The organism is Helicobacter sp. T3_23-1059 (assembly GCF_053654515.1).
Genome location: NZ_JBSIUV010000012.1, coordinates 35,849 through 53,904, shown reverse-complemented (window position 1 = coordinate 53,904; position 18,056 = coordinate 35,849). Strand labels below are relative to the sequence as shown.

The window sequence follows — 18,056 nt, the reverse complement described above, 5'->3', positions numbered from 1 at the left end:
ATCTAAAAAGGGGCAATATGGCATACACCATCAAAGAAGTAGAGGAAAAAACGGGGATTTCAAGCCATACGCTACGATTTTGGGCTAAAAATCAGCTGTTTCCTTTTGTGGAGAGAGATAATAATAATGTCCGCTATTTTAGTGAGAATGATTTGGGCTGGGTAGCAGTGGTGCATTGCCTTAGGCAAAGTGGGCTAAGCGTGGGGCAAATCAAAGAATATGTGGATTTATGTTTGCTAGGAGATAGCACTTTTGAAGCTAGGCTTGATATTATCAAAAAGCAAAAAAATGAGACGCAAAAAATCATCACGCAATACCAAAAAGCCCTTGATAAGCTAGAATCTAAAGTGGCGTTTTATGAAGATGCTATCTATAAACGCGACAAAGACAAAATCCAAAGACTAAACCCAAATCGATTAAAAGGGTATTTTGAAAATCCACAAAACAAACACTACAAAGGCGTAGGCGAAAATGCCGCTAAAACACTAGCAAAATAAAGACACTAGCAAAATAGATTTTTTAAAAAACAAATATTTGCGTAAAAAAAGCAGCCACAAAATCCATAAAATCCACGCCCAAAACGCCACAAAACCAACATATAAAAACAGAAAAAAACACAAAAAACTAAGGAGAGAAAATGTTTGAAGAAATTGAATTTGATAGAATCAAACGATTGCCAAAATATGTCTTTGCAGCTATCAATGAAATCAAACTAAAAATGCGACAAAATGGCGAAGATGTCATTGATTTTAGTATGGGCAATCCTGATGGGGCGACACCACAGCATATTATTGACAAACTTTGCGAAGCAGCAAATAAGCCGAAAAATCACGGCTACTCTGCAAGTAAGGGCATCTACAAACTTCGCCTTGCTATAAGCGACACTTATAAGCGCAAATACGGGGTAAGCCTAGACCCAGAATCCCAAGTCTGCATAGCAATGGGTAGCAAAGAAGGTTTTGTGCATTTAGTGCAAGCTATCACAAATGTGGGCGATACGGCGATAGTCGCTGAGCCAGCGTATCCTATCCATTACTACGCTTTTATGCTTTCAGGTGCAAATGTAGCGACATTTGGGCTAAAATGGAATGATGAATACGAGCTAGATGAGGACGCGTTTTTTGCCTCGCTAAAAAAGGCACTAAAAAACACGATGCCAAAACCTAAATTTGTCGTAACCAATTTCCCGCACAATCCCACAACTATTGTCGTGTATAAAAGCTTTTATGAAAAACTTGTAAAGCTAGCTAAAAAAGAGAGATTTTATATTATTAACGACATTGCGTATGCGGATTTGAGCTTTGGAGGGTATGTAGCACCTAGCATTTTTGAGGTAAAAGGTGCGCTAGATGTCGCAGTTGAGACTTATACGCTATCAAAAAGCTACAATATGGCAGGGTGGCGTATCGGCTGTGTGGTGGGCAATACGAGGCTTGTAGGTGCATTGCAAAAGATTAAAAGTTGGCTTGATTATGGAATCTACACGCCTATGCAAATCGCAGCGACAATCGCGCTAAATGGCGAGCAAGAATGCGTAAAAGAAATCGCTAGGAAGTATGAAGAGCGAATGGAGGTGCTAATCGATAGCTTTGGGGCAGCAGGCTGGGAGATGACAAAACCTAAGGCAAGTATGTTTATATGGGCTAGGATTCCACAAAAAGCGAGACATTTAGGGAGTTTGGAGTTTTCTAAGCGATTGTTACAAGAAGCAAAAATCGCGGTAAGTCCGGGGATAGGGTTTGGCAATCACGGCGATGAATATGTCCGCATAGCACTAATCGAAAATCGCAACAGAATCCGTCAAGCTGGCAAAAATCTAAAATCGTTTTTGAAGCAATTTTAGAGCATATTTGCGTTATTTTATGTGCTTTATGCTATGATAACAGAATCTAAAAACGGCTAATGCTAGCAGGCAAAAGCAAAAAACTAGCAAATTTTGGCGATAATAAATCTCACACAAAACAACTCAAAGTAGCTTAGAAATAGCTTAGAAATGTAGCCCACTTAGCATACAATGAGGAAAGGAATCTACAATGTCAAATCTTGCAAATGTCGATAAAATCACCAACCTACACAAAAATAACGAGCTTCAGTTACTCTGCTTTCGCATAGAAAAAGGCAGGGATTTATACGCGGTAAATGTATTTAAAATCCGCGAAGTTGTGAAATATCGTGGCGTAGTTACGATTGTTAGCCACGAGCCTAGCTCGCTTGTGGAGGGTTTGATTACGATTAGGGAGCTTACGATACCGCTTATTGATATGCGCAAATGGTTTTTTTATGACGCTACAAATAAAACCAAAGATTTGCGTCCATATCGTATCAAGCAAGATGGGCAAGATGATATTGTGATGATTTGTGAGTTTTCGCGCTGGACGATAGGTGTGCGCGTATATGAAGCAGATAGAATCCTAAGCAAAAAATGGACAGAAATCGAGCAAAGCACAGGCGGGACTGCGGGCAATCCTAGCAACAAACTTGTATCGCGCACGCGCTATTTTGATGGGCGATTAGTCCAAGTGGTGGATATTGAAAAAATGCTTGTTGATGTGTTCCCGTGGATAGACAAAGAAAAAGAGCAAGATTTAGCAAAAGTCAAAAAACTTCGCACACACAAAGAGATTTTACTAGCTGATGATAGCCCAAGCGTGCTAAAAACAATGCAAATAATCCTAGACAAAGTAGGCGTAATCCACCACGATTTTCCAAACGGCAGGAGACTTTTGGACTATTTGTTTGACCCAAGCACAAATGTCGAAAATATTGGAATGATTATCACGGATTTAGAAATGCCAGAGGCTAGCGGATTTGAAGTCATAAAACAAGTCAAAGAAAATTCCGCTACTTCAAAAATCCCTATCGTTGTAAATTCCTCAATGAGTGGCTCAAGCAACGAGGATATGGCAATGTCTCTCAAAGCAAATGCCTTTATCTCAAAATCAAATCCCCTAGAAATAGAGCAAGCAATACAGGATTTGATGATAAAGTAGCAAAATCACTGCTAAAGTTTTTGAGCACAAAATGCACATAGATTTTTGCGCTTGCAAAATCAAAATACGCAAAATCCAAAATCAAAACACAAAGAATAGCCAAAATAAAATCTAAAAAAAGAGAATCCACCAAATGCTAGATGAAAATTTTGATTATTTTGCTCTGCCTTCGCCCTGCTATGTGCTAGAAAATGACAAACTAGAATCAAATCTTGCGATATTAGATTTTATCCAAAAACAAAGTGGCGCAAAAATCTTGCTAGCACTAAAGGGTTATGCGTTTTGGCGTAAATTTGACAAACTACGCAAGGTCCTAGCAGGCAGCACTGCAAGCGGGATAAATGAAGCCACGCTAGGATTTGAAGAAATCGGCGGGCGTGAGAGCGGTAAAGAAATCTGTGTATTTTCACCCGCCTATAAACCAAGCGAAATAAACGGACTTTTATCAATCGCTACGCATATTATTTTCAACTCTTTTTCTCAATGGCAACGATACAAATCCACCATACAATCCAAAAATACAAAACTACAAAATCTAGGTTTAAGCCCTATAAGTGTGGGCTTGCGATTAAATCCACTTTTTAGCGAAGTAGAGCCTAAGATTTATAATCCGTGCGCGAGATATTCTAGACTTGGGATTACTCCGAGCGAGTTTGCAAAAGGACTAGCAGAATTTGGAACAAATGGCAAACTAGAGGGGATAGAGGGGTTGCATTTTCACACACATTGCGAGCAGGGTGCAGACGCGCTAGAGCGCACACTCAAACATATCGATAAACATTTCTCAACCGCCATCAAACAAATGAAATGGATAAATCTAGGTGGCGGACATCATATCACCAAAAAAGGCTATGACAAAGATTTGCTTATCGCCCTTATCAAAGGCATAAAAACTAAGTATGAAAATATCGAGGTGTTTTTAGAGCCCGGGGAAGCTGTGGGGTGGGAGAGTGGATTTTTGCTAGGTGAAGTGGTGGATATAGTGTATAACGAAAAACAAATCGCTATTTTAGATGTGAGTGCGAGTGCGCATACACCTGACTGCTTAGAGATGCCATATCGCCCCGCTGTGATAAAAATCTCGCGCAACACAGAATCAAAATCTAAAAAAGTGCTGTGCGAAGCGGACAAAGGCGAATGTCCTAGTGAATGTGCCACGCAAAATAGCGATGCAAAACAACACAACCAAACAAAACAAAATGTCTGCGGAAAATACGCCTATCGTCTTGGCGGTCCTACTTGCTTGGCTGGGGATATTATCGGGGATTTTAGCTTTGATACGCCATTGCAGGTAGGCGATAGAATCGCGCTTTTGGATATGCTTCACTACACGATTGTAAAAAACACGACTTTTAATGGCGTGCCTCTGCCCTCTCTAGGCGTGATAGAAAATGGTAAATTTACCCTGCTAAAATCCTTTGGCTACAAAGATTATAAAGAGCGAAATTAAAGCAAAATTGCGAGAAAATTAGATTTTGTGCTTGCTTGTTGGATATTTTTGTTTGCATTGCTTACATAACTTTGAAAATTGTTTAAGTCGCCACACTAAGCATAAGCGAAGTTTTTTTTGATTATTCACGCATTGTGCTTATGATAAAGGAAAAATAAATTGCCACGAATATTAGATTCTAGCCGAATCTAATATTATCGCAATGATGAGATGCTTAACTACGATTAAATATGGCAAAAAAGGCTTGAGATACTTCGTTTTCTTACGAAATCTAAGTCCGACAATGGTTTTTAGCATTACCCATCTATATAGACGACTTTTTTCTTAGACTTCTTAGATTTTTTGGATTTTTCTTTTTTGGGCTTAGATTTTTTGGTTTTTTTGGTTTTATTACTACCGATGACATTTCCGTCTTTGTCGGTTTTGTAGTCGCTCCCACCAAACCAATACGCGTATTTAAAATTCACCGTAGTTGTTACACCATTAAACCACTTGCTTAGCGCAGACTCGCTACTTTTATCAAAGCTAGAAGCATAGAAAAGCCCATCATAGCCTAGACTTAGCTCGTGGTTTTTCTTTACAAGCCACACAAAATCTAAACTTAGATTCCCATACACTAGAGGCAAAGTGATATTGCGCTCTTTATCATCATCTGTATTTCCGTATTTAAAGCTACCTAGTTTTGGGTTGTTTAGGACATTGTATCGCACGCCGATTTTGGTATTGGTGCGAAATGTATTGCCCCAGATTTTGTAGTAGCGTAGGCTAGCTTGCACTTGTGGTAGATGCCACAAAATTGCCCCGTAGTATTCATCAGCACCGATAGGCAAGACTTCAGGGTTTACTGTTGTGATTCTAGGCTTTAGCAGCATCGTAGGCACGGAGGATAGCACATCATAGCTTAGCCCTAGTTCTGGTGCGACATAGCTATTTTTCTTAAATTGATAAACCGTAATCCCACCTTTTAGCTCCACCCCTGCATTCCACACGAGCGGGATTTTTATCTTTGTCTTAGCGGGGTTTGCTTCTATGGTGTTTATCCTACCTCCCGCATCTAGATTAAATTTTGGCAAATCAACGCCCGCACGAATATTTAGCTTTATAAAACCCTCTGCGACTTTCCTAGTAACCGCAAAGGTTTTAAAATAATTTATCCCGCCTTGAAGCGAGTTTGTCTGCACGGAAGTAGGGGCAGAGCCTACAAATTCTGTATTGACATTGTTGTATTCATAGCCTAAATATCCTCCAAAGATTCCGTTTTTGCGCAAGTTTCTTTGCATACCAAAGATTGCTCCTCCTACCCATTCTAGCGCGGAGTTTGCACCCAGATCCACATAGCTATTTGCGCTATATGGAAGCGCGAAAAATCGCCAATCTCTACGCCCTGTATAAGGGATAAAAATCGCATCTAGCTGATCGATTAGCTCAAAGTTATTGTAGCCTTTTTCTAGATCCTGCCCCTTGCTTTGTGTAAGCGTAAGCCTAGCGATTTTTTCGCGGACTTTGTCGATTTTTGCAGTGTTTTTGCGCTTGGTTTTAGAAAATCTAGTGCTTTTGTTGGTTAGGCGAGACATATCGTATTGCAAAAGTCGCAATTCCACTTCTTGATTATAGTAGTTGTCGCTATGAAATGTCTTTGTCGTCATCGTATCTAGGATATTTTGCGTCATTGCATTTCTACGCATATAGCTTAGAGCGATGGCGCGATATACATCGGTGATGTAGGCATCGCTACCATCTGCTTCTAGCATAAAGCCTTGCTTACCTTTTTTGTTTTTCGCCCAGATAAGCTGTGTGCCTCTACCACCTGTGATATGATTTTGTCCTATATTGCTTCCTTTAGGAGCAGTGCCTGCGACCACGAGATTTTCTACCTCATATACTTCGCCTTTAGAGACATTCGTCCCTATGTTTATGGTTATGCCTTTTTGTGCTACGGATAGATTTGTAGTGCTATTATCTGCTAGAGAGATTCTTTGTCCGTCTTGTTTGGTGGTACCATTTAGCGTATTCCAAGTGTTCGCTGTGCTATTGACAGTGATGCCAAAGTTATTGATTTTTAGGTTAGTTACTTTGGCGTCTATGTTTGGGCTTAGCAAAGGGGTGTTGTTATTAGCATCACCTAGAGTTAAATTAGTTATCGCGCCATTTGTGCCTGTGATAGAGCGGATATAGCTTCCTGCGCCACCTATGTTTAGATTTTCGATAGTGCCTCCGCTTACCTCAAGGCTCTCTAGTTTTGCCCCACTACTTACATTTAGATTGCTTATGCGTCCTTCGGTGGTTTTTAGAGAGTTTAGACTCGCACCATTTAGAAATATCCCTCCATCTCGTTGTCCTCCTATACTCCCAGCATTTTCTATGCTATTTACTTTTGCAGAGCTACTTAGAGCTATTGTGCCTAGCCACGCGCCAGATTCGTTTTTGATAGTGCTTGCTGTGGCGTTGTCTATGCGGAGGTTTGTTAGACTTCCAGCGTTTGTGATACTGCCTATGGTAGCATTGTCGTTTATGTCCATATTATATACCATTCGTGTGCCCTGATCCACTTTGATAGCACCTATATTAGAGCTATGCCCTATGGTTACATGCTGAAAGATTCCTTTTGTATCCCCGTCCCAATTATATGTCCAATTCCCCCTATCCCCGGGGTTTTCAGTCTCGCTAGCTAAGATAAGTGAGCGGATATTTGCTTGGGCTATGGTTTTGACACTTGCTTGGACTTGCCCTTGAGAAGTGATACGAAATTCCATATCCTTTGCGTCCAAAAGCCCAAATTCTATATATTTATAAAAGCCTTTTTTGTAGTCATACGGGCGTCCTAATGCCCCCTGTCCTCTAAAGCGATTTAGCCCTACAGTGATTTGCTGTGAGCCTCCACCGATAGTTAGCTTTTCACTTGCCGTGCCAAACTGCACGGTGCTATTCCAATACTGATTTGTCTCATAGGTGTGATGCAGGTGCTGCCCGCCCGTTCCCGTCATCTCGTCCCAATTTGCATAGCCCGTGCAAGTATAGACTTTTGTGCGTCCATCAAAGTCATTGTAGATACTGCCCGGTGTGTAGTCATCTACGGTGGTGCGACAATTTACCTGCGCTGCGGCGGTGTCTATGCTAAACCCTGCTATGAGGGTAGCTGTGGCTATGCTTATGGCTAGTTTTTTGGGTTTTAAAAGCCCCTCACCTTGCGGGAGGGGTTTGGGGTGGGGTATATTTGCATTTGTTGATTTAGTTTTGGAAGTAGAATCCAAAGATACCCACCCCCTAGCCCCCTCCGCAAGGGAGGGGGGACAAGAGGCAAAATCCTCCGCAATGGAAGGGGGACAAGAAGTTTGCAAATCCTCTATGGAGTGGAAAATAATGTCGTCATTGCAAAAATCTACATTGCCGTCATTGCGAGCGCAACTTGTTGTGCGTGGCAATCCAAAATAAGCCCCCTCCCTTGCGGAGGGGGTTTGGGGGTGGGTTTTCTTGTCATTGCGAGAATCTACATTGCTGTCATTGCTAGAATTTGCATTGTCGTAATTGCGAGCGGATTTGTCAAAATCCGCGTGGCAATCTATTTTATTTGTATTATAGGATAGATTGCCACGCTCGCGTTGCTCACTCGCAATGACAGAGTTTTTGTCATATTGAGCGCGTGAGCGCGAAATATCTCTATTTGCGTTTGTAGATTTTGAGATACTTCGGGCTACGCCCTCAGTATGACAAATGTTTGTAGATTTTTTAGATATTTCGTTATGTGCAGTCCGACAATTTGCTTTTTTATCAGTATGACAAATGTTGGTAGTGTTGGCTACTAAAGCCTCATTTTTTAAAATGGTGGCAATGCTTCTTAAAGCCCCCTCCCTTGCGGAGGGGGTTTGGGGGTGGGTTTTTTTATTATTGCGAGTTTTTGCATTGTCGTAATTGCGAGCGGATTTGTCAAAATCCGCGTGGTAATCTATTTTATTTGTATTATAGGATAGATTGCCACGCTCGCGTTGCTCGCTCGCAATGACAGAGTTTTTGTCATATTGAGCGCGTGAGCGCGAAATATCTCTATTTGCGTTTGTGGATTTTGAGATACTTCGGGCTACGCCCTCAGTATGACAAATTTTTGTAGTGTTGGCTACTAAAGCATCATTTTTTGAAATGGTGGCAATGCTTCTTAAAGCCCCCTCCGCAAGGGAGGGGAGACAATTAGTCTTGAAAGTGTTTTCTTTAGAAGTAGAAAGTTTTAGTGCGGAGTTACTCTCTCTCTCTCTCTCGTTACGCCGTTTTTGAGATATTCATTTTTTGCATTAAATACCATTGTTTTTCTCCTTTTTATTAGGTATTTTTTCTTGCGTTTTGGACGAAAATCAAATAAGCAAATCATAAACCAACAAACATTAAACAATCCTTAAACAAAATCCAAAAATCACCAAAAAATCAAAAAAAAAAAAAAACGGCGAAAAATGTTTTGAAGTTTTTGTGAAATATTGTGTATTTTTTGCAAATTTTATTGAAAACTTAGATTTTGCAAACAATCGCATAAAACAAACATTTATATGGCACAATTTGTGTTTGATTTACAAACACTTTACAGCGATTTTGCAATCATCAAATTTGATAGGCGACTAAAGGCGAAAAAATGAAACGATATAAATGCGCGATATTTGTTTTTGCGCTATTTTTGCAAAATATATTTGGGCTAGAATCTAGCGTAAAATCTAGCGCGGAATCTAATATGGAATCTAGCCAATCTCCACAAGCCCAAGAACAAACGCAAACGCAAGAACAAATGCAAAAAAATCAAAATCCCACAGAATCGATTTTCACAGAATCAAACTCCGCAGACACAAACCACACAAAATCCACCACAAACAAATCCACCAAAAAACAACGGCTAAAAAACCACTTTTTCTCCCCGCAAACTTACAAAGAGCGAAGCCAAAAAGCGCAAAATGCTTACAAATACTATATGCAGATTTTTGAGCACGAGGGGACTTATTTTTTGTTTTATCATAGTTTTACGCCTGTGTGGGGGATAAATGATAATAATGAGCTAAAGTTTCAACTAAGTGCGAAAATCCCTATTTGGCGCGGTGCTTTTTGGAGTAAGGGGAGTTTGTTTTTTGGCTACACGCAGACAATGTGGTTTAATCAATTTAATTTCCGCTATTCTAGCCCTGTGCGAGATACAGACTACAAACCTAGTGTTTTTTACTCTTATCCTGCGGAGTGGAGGTTTTTGGGAGGGAGGCTACAAGAGCTACGCTTAGGGCTTTTGCATTATAGCAATGGCATAGGCGGGGAGGAGTGCAAAAGAGAGACTTTTGAAGATCCAACGCCTGCAAATTGTCGTAGCAGAAGTGCTGCAAATCGGCTAATCTTTGAGGCGATATGGGAGAGTGATTTTAGCAAAAATGGCACAAAGCTAAATAAAGCGGGGGATTTTGGTATCCACATAAGTGCGTGGCCATATATCCAAAAAAGGCGAGACAACCTAGACTTGCATAAATATATGGGTTATGCAAATGTGAGGTTTTATTATAAGCATTCGAGGCATTTAGCTGAAGTGCATTTTAGCCCTATAATCGTGGCTACTAAATCTTATTATCCAAGCGTGCGCGTGGGGTATTCTTTTGGGATAAATGATTTTGTCTCGCTGTATGCGCAGTATTTTTATGGCTATGGGGACAATCTTTATGAATACGATAAACTATCGCATAGACTAGGCATAGGGTTTAGGATTAGAAGTTTTTAGGGGGGTTTTGTAGATTTTGTAGGTTTTGTAAATTTTGTAGGTTTTTTTAGTGTGGGAGTGGTTGTTTTTTAGATTTTGTGGAATTTGAAAAAGATTGATTTTGTTAGATTTTGCAAAAACGCAAAGGCTAAATCAAACGCAAAATCTAAAAAAAGCAAAATCTAAAATGCTAGCCCGATATTAAAAAGAAATACGCTAGATTTTGCCGTGTGCGTAGAGTTGTCTAACTTTAACTCATAGCTTTTATAATAAGAGGAAGTATATCTTGTGCCATTTGTGTCGCGTAGCGTGCCGCCATTGTAAGTATAAAGTGCCTGCATATATTCTATGCTAATCGTCCAAAAATTAAACCGATAACCTATCCCGCCACCAAAACCTAGCGCGCTTCTTATCGGCACGGGAATATCTTTTACCCCCTTATCAAAAAGCCTATATCCATAATCAATAATCCCATAGATTCTAATCCCGCTAAGTTTGATTCCCGCTTGAGAGCCGACATTTAGGGCTAGCATACTTAGCGTTTTTGATTGGGTAGAGCTAACCCCCTTAAAATCAGACGCATCAAATATATCTGTGGAGCTAATGCCAATATATGGGGCGATATATGGCGTGATTTTGTAGCGAAGTAGTCGCATCTCTGTGCCAAACCTCATCGCAAAGACAAAATTTGCCCCGCTAGAATCTAGCTTGCTAGAATCTTTGATTTTGTCTAGCTTTATGCCATCGGTAGCACCTAAGCCAACTGTGAGAAAAAGGCTAAGTCTAGGGGATAAAGAATTATGCTCATCATAAGTTTGTTTGCTTTTGCTAGATTTTGTGTAGCGTTGATAATCGCTCTCTTGTGAATCTAAATCTTGCAAGTTTGTGGCAAGTGCGCTTTGCCTAGATTGTGCGATTTGCTCGCAGATTGTTTCGTTATTGCAGTTTTTAGGCGAGATGTCATATAGCCTCTCGCACGCTTCTTGCTCATAAAAAAGGCTTTTGCACGAAATAGCGTAATATTGGGCGGATTCTTGTGAGGGAGCGGATAGATTGCCTAGCTCTAAGCAGCCTTTGGTAAAATCTTTTGCCTCACCTAGCAAGCAGGATTTTTTTAGTAGCTCAATTTTGGTGTTTTTAGATTCTTGCTTTAATGCCAAAAAATAAAGCCCTCTAGGAGAATCTAGCACGGCAGATTTTTCTAGGTAGTTTTTGTTGTTTTCTTCTTGTCCTAGCAGGGCGCAAGCTCTAGCGTTGTTTGCTTCACATAGTCGTTTGTATTCACGGATTCTGCGGGATTTGTCTTTTAGTTTTGAAGTGAGGATTACCGCGCCATCGCCGTTTTTATCGATACTTTTAGAATCCTCATACGCCACTTCAGCGGTCATAGAGTTTTTTTGCAAATGAGCTAAGCCAAACTCATAGATTTCCCCCAAAATTGCACACGATAGCCCATCATCTAGCGCACAGCCCTGCTTGTATAAATCCCTGCGTTTTAGCGCGTCTGCTTCTACGCTTGCTTGTTTTTGACAGCCTAGTCCTAGCCCGCCCTCGCAGGCTTTTGCAAAAAAGCTCTTTGATTTTTGGCTAGATTTTTGCCCTTTTAAGATATTTTGTATATTTTGATTTTGGATTAGGTTGCCCGCATATACACAGCCCTCCAAAGTCCCCATTTTGCAACCCTGCTCATAATATTTAATCGCAATGGTGTCATTTTTTGCTAAGTCATTTTCGCCATTTTCATATTTTTTGCCCAAACTCACGCAATAATACCCGTCCAAATCCCGCGATTTGCACAGCTTTTCAAAGTTTGAAATAATGCTAAATTCCCCTATTTCCTCATTTGGCAAAATCTTTTTGTTTGCATCGTATTGGATTTTTATGTAGATTTTTTTATCATCGCTAAATTTTGCTAGCACTTTATAGCCGATATTTTGCATAGAAGCATAGACTTTTGTTTGCGCGCTTGCCTTGCTCTCTCCCTCGCTATTAGTTCGCTCCTCATAGTTTGCCTGCACGCTTGTGCCTAGACTTAGTCGTAGATTTTTTAGCGCACGCGCTAGGGCTTGGGCTTCCCCCTCTTTTTTGCTAGCCTCGCCCACTGCGCAGTCTTTTTCATCACAGATTCCGCTTTTTGCCCATTGCGGTATCGCAGAGGCATTTGCTAAGCCAAAAAACGCGATAAATAAACAAAATGTGGTTATGGATTTTTTCATTTTTTGCCTTGTTTTGCTGATTTTTGGATTTTGCATTGATTTTTGTTTGCTCTTTTTGCTGTGAGGATTTTTGGGGGATTTTAGCGATTTTTATGGTGTTTTTTAGCAGAGTATGCCAAAATCAAATACCCCGCAAACGCCACAGCACACACAAAAAAAATCGCGCTAAACACCTCAAAATATCCAAAAGGTTTAGCAAAATCAAATACGCGCATTCCAAATATTTCAAATCCCATTTTGTGCCTTTTTGCTTTATTTTTTTATGTTTTTTATATTGTTTTTTTCGTATCGTTTGCTAACTTTTTTGGTGTGGATTTTGCGCTTTTTGCTAGATTTTGCTAGCTAGATTTACTAGAATGCAAAGCCACATAAATACTATAAAAATCTCTCAAACACATAGCGCGGATTATACTAGCTTTATGCAAATTTTATATTTTGTATGTTTAATTTTTGTGGTTTTTTTGATTTTGATATGTTTTAAAAAACACTTAGTCATCAAGGTAAAATCTCGCCACATTTTATCGCTATTTTTAGCGGATTTTATAGCTTCACACGCGCACTTATCGCACGCGAGAGAGATAGCTGGTCTATGTTTTCTAGCCCTATGCCTGTGGGGACGCCTTGAGCGATTTTGCTAAAAGTGATATGGCTAAATTCGCTTAGTTTATCCTCGATAAAAAGCATTACCGCTTCATTTGCAAGGCTTGGGGAAAAAGCAAAGATGATTTCGCTTACTTGCTGTTGTTGCACGCGGTTTTTGATTTTTGCAAAATTGATACTCTCTAGCTCGCCCTCTAGCACCCAATATTTGCCATCAAAATCCCCAATATCTTCAATGGTAAAAATATCTTTGGCATTTAGCACTACGCAGAGTTTGGAGCTATCGCGGGCATCATCTAGGCAGATTTCACAGATTTCATTTTCGCTTACTGCGCCACAGATACTGCACGAGCGCACTGCGCTTATGGAGTTTTCGATACATTGAGCGATTTTTAGGGCGAGGTATTTATTTTCTGTGGCGAGTGTAAAGGCGATTTTGCGAGCGGATTTTTTGCCGATGGTTGGGATTTGCTCGAGAGATTCTACCAATGCGCTAAATCTTGCTAGGGAGTTTTTGTATGAGTGCATTTTTTTTCCTTTTTGTGTTGCTTCATTGTGTTGATTTTGCAAAAATGAGATTTTATCAAATTTTAGATTCTATTTTATGCGTTGTCATAGAATCTAGGCTAATAAAATGCTGATTTTATGATGATTGTTTGTCGTTTATAATCGTAAGTTTTGTTTAAGTATTTTGCTTGTAAAATGCCTAAATTTTTATAAAATTATGCAAAAAATATGCTTTTTGTGTGAAAAACATTTCTTTAAAAATGCCTTTAAAATGTGCGTTTTTTATACGCTTATTTGCGTATTTTTTGTTTGTTTTTTGGAGTTTTTTTAAAGTTTTTTTTGTAAAAATTTTTAAGATAGGTGGCAGAATTTGGATATTTTGACAAAGATTATAAAATCGACAAAGGCGCGAGTGGAGCGTGAAAAGGCGCAAATCCCTTTTAATGAAATGCGGAGAGAAGCGCAATCGCTGTATAAAAATCAGCTTAAATCGCTTGAATTAAGCGCAGATTCAATGATAAAGCCGCCCTTTGCGTTTGAAAAGGCGTTAGATTCGCGTAGAGATTTAAGCGTGGATTCAAATGCGGATTCACGCTTAAATGTAATAGATTCGCGCCACACAATGCGCTTTATCTGCGAAGTCAAAAAGGCTTCACCATCAAAGGGCATTATCGCGGAGGATTTCCCATACCTCCAAATTGCGCGGGATTATGAGAGTGCGGGAGCGGATTGCATTTCCTGCCTAACTGAGCCAGAGTATTTTTTGGGTGCGGATAGCTATTTGCGCGAGATTGCAAAGGCGGTGAAAATCCCTACTCTACGCAAGGATTTCATCATCGATAGCTATATGATTTATGGTGCGAAAGTTTTGGGTGCGGATTGTGTGTTGCTCATCAGCGAGGCGTTAGAATTAGCGCAAATGGTGGAGTTTTGCGACATTGCAAAATCGCTTGGATTAAGCGTTTTGATAGAATCTCATAGCGAGGGTGCGCTTCAAAATGCGCTTCAAACCTCCGCGAAACTCATCGGCGTAAATAACCGCGACTTGCGGAGCTTCAAAGTGGATTTAGGCACAAGTGTGCGCCTAAAAAAGCTTGTCCCAAAGGACAAAATCTTTGTCAGCGAATCGGGAATCGCCACAAGAGAGGACATTGCCCTTTTAGAATCGCACGACATAAACGCCGTCCTCATCGGCGAATCACTAATGCGACAAAATGATAAAACAAAAGCATTAAACACATTAAAAGGCAAAAAAATATAAATGTTGTTGTATCGTAAAACTAAATTAAAAGCCAAAGCATAAGTTGTTTTTTGTCATACTAATGGCTTTAGCCCAAAGTATCTAAACATATTGATAAAAATAGTGATATTTCTGTTTCTGCGAAACCTCAATACGACAAAAAACATTCCGTCATTGCGAGCGGTTTTTCTAAAATCCGTGTGGCAATCCAACAATTTGTCATATTGAGCGTAAGCGAAATATCTCTTTGATTTTGTATATTGTTGAGATACTTTGGGTGTTGCCCTCGTATGACAAACCCACCCCCTAGCCCCCTCCGACACATTTTGATAATTTAGGAAGGATAACAAAAATGCAAAATCCTCCGCAATAAAAAAGGAGGGAGGGAAAAATACTTTGTCATTGTAAGCAAATGCGAATTTGTTAAAAGTGGCATTTGCGTGGAAATCCATAAGTATAAATTACCAATCCACATATTTTCTAATTGCAAGCAAAACCAACAAGACTTAGTTTTTTTTTAGACGAACATTAGATTTTGCTTGGCATTTTGTGCTGTTTTGCCATTGAAAGCGGATTTTAGGCAAAAACCGCGTTGGAATCTATTATTTGCGTTTTGCATTGTTGATTTTTTCTTGCTCAACTGCGATACTCGTGCTTATGCGACAAAACTGATACTTCGTAGCTATAAGATTGTCCTGCACTCACTTGCAATGTTGGCTAAATATTGAGGTTTTTACAAAGATTAAGTCTAAAAGTATTGTAGATGATAAGATATGTTTAGGTTATCTTAAATATTACAAAAAAGCAAACTAAACGACAGAAAATCTAATTTTGTCGATTTAGGCGCGTTTTTTGCTGTGGCTGGTTTTGTGATGTTTGGGATTTTTGTTGAGATTTTGCATTGCTATCTTTTTTGTCATTTTTTGGATTTTTGTCGCTATTTGTGGTATCTTTGCTTTCAATATTTTGCGCTTCATTTTTGTTTGTTTTGGTGCTTGCTTTAGTGTCAGTATTTTTTTCTAACCTTTGTAAAAACTCATCAACTGCTTTTTCTGACTCTTCTTTTAGCTTTTTGGCGTATTCGGTGCGCAAATCCACTAACAATTCATCTGCAATATTATCCAATACATCATCAGTAATCCTAGCATATATACTATCTAAAATATGCCGTCTTAATATTTCTCTATAATACGACATAAGTTTAGGCAACACATAAGATACGATTTCATCGATATATTCATCATCAAATCGCCCATCGATTTTTATGCGAATCTTTGATAGCGTCCTTGTTTCTAGCTCATCAACATATTCTTGCCCTAGCTTTTCTGCAACGCGAGCTAATTTTTCCCTATCGACTTTTGACATACTGATTTTGATAATCTCATCTTTTAGAGCCGTAAAGTTTTTGCTTTCATCAATATCCACAATAATATCATAAAGTCTATCCTCAAGCGAGTCAAACGCCTCTTGTGCTATTTCTTGCTGCATATTTGATAGTTCTTCAGATTCTACTTCATTGGCTTTTGTTTGAGTATTTTGCGCTTGGGCTAGATTCTCTTGTTTATCTTGTTTTGTTTCATTAGATATGATGATATTATCTCTATAAATCAAAGTATGGTGATAAAACAATGCCAAAACAACAATGCCCGCCACTAGCACAAGCAATAACACAATGATAAAAAATGCTTGTTTAGGTGTGATACATTTGTATTTATAAAATGATTGTTTCTCTGACATTTTTGTATCCTCAAAGTTTGGTTTTATGAGAGGCTATTTGTAAGAACTTTTATAAATTGCTTGAGAGAATCTTTGTAGGAAGTTATAATCTTTTTGTCCTAAGTATTTTACAAGATATTAGGACAAAAAAATCTAGTTTTATGTATTTTTTGGATTATTTCTAGCCATTTTGGGTGTTTTAGCGTGTATTTGATTGTTTTTTGTGGATTTATGGTTTAGCACCCTTTAGACATTGCTTCTTTGGCATATTTTTCGCCTAGCTCAAATGCTTTTTTGTTTAGCTCGACTACTTTGGCAGGCACTTTTGAAATCATCGTTTCATATACCAAATCCCTATCCACACACTTTGTAAATGCCACCGTAACAGCAAGGGCTACGACTGATTGGGTTACGACATTGCCGACTTCATCTTTTGCTATGGAAATAATGGGGATTTTGTAGATTTTGAATCTATCCAAATCCTCTTTACTAGGCGTAACCAAATTTGGCTCTACTACGATTATGCCTCCCTCTTTTACGCCATTTTTAAATTGTTCGTAGCTTACTTGCGCGGTTGAAAGCATAAAATCAATATGTCCCTCATTTGCATAAGGATATAAAATCTCATTAGAATCGAGCAAAATATCCACTTTTGTGGGTCCGCCTCGCACTTGAGAAGTGTAAGTAGAGGCTTGGATACCATATCCACCAGCGCGGATTTTGGACTCGGCTAATATCTCGCCAGCAAGCAAGACACCTTGCCCACCCACACCTGTAAATCGTAGTTGTGCTTCCATTTTATTCTCCTTTTGTGGCTTGGGCTTTTTTGATGATTTCTTCGTAAGCGTTGCAATATTCCTGCCTTGAAGTATCGTGTTTTAAGATACCTGTGGGGAATTTGCCTACTTTTTCCTCATCGCTCATTTCGTCATATTTGCGCTTAGTAACGATGCGGGATTCTATCCATTTTAGCACTTGGACAGCCTCGCCCATTTTGTTTTTGCGTCCCAAGTTGATATGGCAGTTGCTATGAATGTCAAAAAAGCTAAAGCCCTCGTGCTTAAAGCCCTCCAGCAAGACTTTTTCGATTTTTTTGGGGTCTAGCACAGATTCTCGTGCGATAAAAGACGCTCCAGCCGCATCGACTAGTTTGCAAGGATCAAAGCTATTTTCGATATTGCCATATTGTGCTGTAACTGTCCACATTCCCTTAGGTGTGGTGGGGGAGGTTTGAGAATTTGTAAGCCCATAGATAAAGTTATTGACTAGAACATAGTTTAAATCAATATTGCGTCTGCAGGCGTGAATCGTGTGATTGCCACCGATAGCTAGCGCGTCTCCATCGCCACTTACGACTATTACATGTTTTTTGGGATTTGCTAGCTTTATGCCTGTGGCGTAAGCTAAAGCGCGTCCGTGCGTGGTATGCACGGTATTGCAATTCACATACGAACTCATTCTCCCGCTACAACCAATACCGCTTACCAAGCATACATCATCCATTTTCCACCCTAGCGCGTCAATCGTGCGAATGATAGATTTTAGGATTACTCCATCTCCACAGCCCCAGCACCACAAAGTGGGCATTTTATCCACTCGTAAATATTCATCATAATTAAACGCCATT

The 18,056-nt window shown here is 39.6% G+C and carries 18 protein-coding genes; 9 read left to right on the top strand and 9 right to left on the bottom strand.

Annotated elements, in window-relative coordinates; translation table 11 throughout:
- Positions 1–17: 17 nt before the first annotated feature.
- The 4 genes from ACWIX0_RS05120 to ACWIX0_RS05105 all read left to right on the top strand — a co-directional run bounded on the left by ACWIX0_RS05120 (position 18) and on the right by ACWIX0_RS05105 (position 4,440).
- On the top strand, positions 18–497 hold the full coding sequence (locus ACWIX0_RS05120; RefSeq protein ID WP_454172524.1) for a MerR family transcriptional regulator: 480 nt from the start codon (positions 18–20) through the stop codon (positions 495–497).
- Positions 498–637: 140 nt separating this feature from the next.
- Positions 638–1,843, top strand: a complete 1,206-nt coding sequence (locus tag ACWIX0_RS05115) for an LL-diaminopimelate aminotransferase (RefSeq protein ID WP_454172522.1) — start codon at positions 638–640, stop codon at positions 1,841–1,843.
- A 190-nt stretch (positions 1,844–2,033) separates the two neighbouring features.
- A complete protein-coding gene (locus ACWIX0_RS05110; RefSeq protein ID WP_454172520.1) occupies positions 2,034–2,990 on the top strand; it encodes a chemotaxis protein CheW in 957 nt (318 codons plus the stop codon).
- A 133-nt stretch (positions 2,991–3,123) separates the two neighbouring features.
- The gene (locus tag ACWIX0_RS05105) at positions 3,124–4,440 is read left to right on the top strand and encodes a carboxynorspermidine decarboxylase (RefSeq protein WP_454172519.1); all 1,317 of its coding nucleotides are present in this window, start codon (positions 3,124–3,126) and stop codon (positions 4,438–4,440) included.
- Between the two features lie 171 nt (positions 4,441–4,611).
- On the opposite strand, the gene ACWIX0_RS05100 is transcribed toward ACWIX0_RS05105, so the two are convergent.
- Together ACWIX0_RS05100 and ACWIX0_RS05095 are read right to left on the bottom strand one after the other, a co-directional pair.
- Positions 4,612–4,737 (bottom strand): hypothetical protein, encoded by a 126-nt coding sequence (locus tag ACWIX0_RS05100; protein ID WP_454172517.1) that lies wholly within the window; start codon positions 4,735–4,737, stop codon positions 4,612–4,614.
- Positions 4,737–7,862, bottom strand: a complete 3,126-nt coding sequence (locus ACWIX0_RS05095) for a hypothetical protein (RefSeq protein ID WP_454172515.1) — start codon at positions 7,860–7,862, stop codon at positions 4,737–4,739. The genes ACWIX0_RS05100 and ACWIX0_RS05095 overlap by 1 nt, the downstream gene beginning before the upstream one ends.
- Before the next feature lie 358 nt (positions 7,863–8,220).
- On the opposite strand from ACWIX0_RS05095, the gene ACWIX0_RS05090 reads away from it, so the two are divergent.
- The 3 genes from ACWIX0_RS05090 to ACWIX0_RS05080 all read left to right on the top strand — a co-directional run bounded on the left by ACWIX0_RS05090 (position 8,221) and on the right by ACWIX0_RS05080 (position 10,171).
- Positions 8,221–8,349, top strand: a complete 129-nt coding sequence (locus tag ACWIX0_RS05090; protein ID WP_454172513.1) for a hypothetical protein — start codon at positions 8,221–8,223, stop codon at positions 8,347–8,349.
- Positions 8,350–8,574: 225 nt separating this feature from the next.
- Positions 8,575–8,706, top strand: a complete 132-nt coding sequence (locus ACWIX0_RS05085) for a hypothetical protein (protein ID WP_454172511.1) — start codon at positions 8,575–8,577, stop codon at positions 8,704–8,706.
- 349 nt (positions 8,707–9,055) lie between these two features.
- Entirely contained in the window at positions 9,056–10,171 is a 1,116-nt protein-coding gene (locus tag ACWIX0_RS05080) for a phospholipase A (RefSeq protein WP_454172509.1), read from the top strand.
- 161 nt (positions 10,172–10,332) lie between these two features.
- Here ACWIX0_RS05080 and ACWIX0_RS05075 read toward each other — a convergent pair whose 3' ends face one another.
- The 3 genes from ACWIX0_RS05075 to recR form a co-directional block, all read right to left on the bottom strand.
- Positions 10,333–12,366, bottom strand: a complete 2,034-nt coding sequence (locus ACWIX0_RS05075; protein WP_454172507.1) for a hypothetical protein — start codon at positions 12,364–12,366, stop codon at positions 10,333–10,335.
- An 80-nt stretch (positions 12,367–12,446) separates the two neighbouring features.
- Positions 12,447–12,602, bottom strand: coding sequence for a hypothetical protein (locus tag ACWIX0_RS05070; RefSeq protein WP_454172505.1), 156 nt, complete (start codon positions 12,600–12,602; stop codon positions 12,447–12,449).
- Positions 12,603–12,906: 304 nt separating this feature from the next.
- Entirely contained in the window at positions 12,907–13,494 is a 588-nt protein-coding gene (gene recR / locus ACWIX0_RS05065) for a recombination mediator RecR (protein ID WP_454172504.1), read from the bottom strand.
- Between recR and ACWIX0_RS05060 the strand changes: the two genes are divergently transcribed.
- On the top strand, positions 13,485–13,607 hold the full coding sequence (locus ACWIX0_RS05060; RefSeq protein ID WP_454172502.1) for a hypothetical protein: 123 nt from the start codon (positions 13,485–13,487) through the stop codon (positions 13,605–13,607). The two genes, recR and ACWIX0_RS05060, sit on opposite strands and share 10 nt — an antisense overlap.
- Positions 13,608–13,843: 236 nt before the next feature.
- Positions 13,844–14,734 (top strand): indole-3-glycerol phosphate synthase TrpC, encoded by an 891-nt coding sequence (trpC, locus tag ACWIX0_RS05055; RefSeq protein WP_454172500.1) that lies wholly within the window; start codon positions 13,844–13,846, stop codon positions 14,732–14,734.
- A 53-nt stretch (positions 14,735–14,787) separates the two neighbouring features.
- Here trpC and ACWIX0_RS05050 read toward each other — a convergent pair whose 3' ends face one another.
- The 4 genes from ACWIX0_RS05050 to ACWIX0_RS05035 form a co-directional block, all read right to left on the bottom strand.
- Positions 14,788–15,165 (bottom strand): hypothetical protein, encoded by a 378-nt coding sequence (locus tag ACWIX0_RS05050; protein ID WP_454172499.1) that lies wholly within the window; start codon positions 15,163–15,165, stop codon positions 14,788–14,790.
- A gap of 373 nt (positions 15,166–15,538) precedes the next feature.
- The gene (locus tag ACWIX0_RS05045) at positions 15,539–16,450 is read right to left on the bottom strand and encodes a hypothetical protein (RefSeq protein WP_454172497.1); all 912 of its coding nucleotides are present in this window, start codon (positions 16,448–16,450) and stop codon (positions 15,539–15,541) included.
- 215 nt (positions 16,451–16,665) lie between these two features.
- Positions 16,666–17,226: a 2-oxoacid:acceptor oxidoreductase family protein gene (locus ACWIX0_RS05040; RefSeq protein ID WP_454172495.1), complete on the bottom strand. Its 561-nt coding sequence runs from the start codon at positions 17,224–17,226 to the stop codon at positions 16,666–16,668.
- A gap of 1 nt (position 17,227) precedes the next feature.
- Positions 17,228–18,055: a 2-oxoglutarate ferredoxin oxidoreductase subunit beta gene (locus ACWIX0_RS05035; RefSeq protein ID WP_454172493.1), complete on the bottom strand. Its 828-nt coding sequence runs from the start codon at positions 18,053–18,055 to the stop codon at positions 17,228–17,230.
- Position 18,056 lies beyond the last annotated feature (1 nt).

What these genes read in the sequence shown, in the direction of transcription:
- ACWIX0_RS05120 (WP_454172524.1), top strand. Translation starts at nt 18, where the DNA reads ATGGCATACACCATCAAAGAAGTAGAGGAAAAAACGGGGATTTCAAGC.
- ACWIX0_RS05115 (WP_454172522.1), top strand. Translation starts at nt 638, where the DNA reads ATGTTTGAAGAAATTGAATTTGATAGAATCAAACGATTGCCAAAATAT.
- ACWIX0_RS05110 (WP_454172520.1), top strand. Translation starts at nt 2,034, where the DNA reads ATGTCAAATCTTGCAAATGTCGATAAAATCACCAACCTACACAAAAAT.
- ACWIX0_RS05105 (WP_454172519.1), top strand. Translation starts at nt 3,124, where the DNA reads ATGCTAGATGAAAATTTTGATTATTTTGCTCTGCCTTCGCCCTGCTAT.
- ACWIX0_RS05100 (WP_454172517.1), bottom strand. Translation starts at nt 4,737, where the DNA reads ATGCTAAAAACCATTGTCGGACTTAGATTTCGTAAGAAAACGAAGTAT.
- ACWIX0_RS05090 (WP_454172513.1), top strand. Translation starts at nt 8,221, where the DNA reads ATGTTGGTAGTGTTGGCTACTAAAGCCTCATTTTTTAAAATGGTGGCA.
- ACWIX0_RS05085 (WP_454172511.1), top strand. Translation starts at nt 8,575, where the DNA reads ATGGTGGCAATGCTTCTTAAAGCCCCCTCCGCAAGGGAGGGGAGACAA.
- ACWIX0_RS05080 (WP_454172509.1), top strand. Translation starts at nt 9,056, where the DNA reads ATGAAACGATATAAATGCGCGATATTTGTTTTTGCGCTATTTTTGCAA.
- ACWIX0_RS05075 (WP_454172507.1), bottom strand. Translation starts at nt 12,366, where the DNA reads ATGAAAAAATCCATAACCACATTTTGTTTATTTATCGCGTTTTTTGGC.
- ACWIX0_RS05070 (WP_454172505.1), bottom strand. Translation starts at nt 12,602, where the DNA reads ATGGGATTTGAAATATTTGGAATGCGCGTATTTGATTTTGCTAAACCT.
- ACWIX0_RS05060 (WP_454172502.1), top strand. Translation starts at nt 13,485, where the DNA reads ATGAGTGCATTTTTTTTCCTTTTTGTGTTGCTTCATTGTGTTGATTTT.
- recR (WP_454172504.1), bottom strand. Translation starts at nt 13,494, where the DNA reads ATGCACTCATACAAAAACTCCCTAGCAAGATTTAGCGCATTGGTAGAA.
- ACWIX0_RS05050 (WP_454172499.1), bottom strand. Translation starts at nt 15,165, where the DNA reads ATGGATTTCCACGCAAATGCCACTTTTAACAAATTCGCATTTGCTTAC.
- ACWIX0_RS05045 (WP_454172497.1), bottom strand. Translation starts at nt 16,450, where the DNA reads ATGTCAGAGAAACAATCATTTTATAAATACAAATGTATCACACCTAAA.
- ACWIX0_RS05040 (WP_454172495.1), bottom strand. Translation starts at nt 17,226, where the DNA reads ATGGAAGCACAACTACGATTTACAGGTGTGGGTGGGCAAGGTGTCTTG.
- ACWIX0_RS05035 (WP_454172493.1), bottom strand. Translation starts at nt 18,055, where the DNA reads ATGGCGTTTAATTATGATGAATATTTACGAGTGGATAAAATGCCCACT.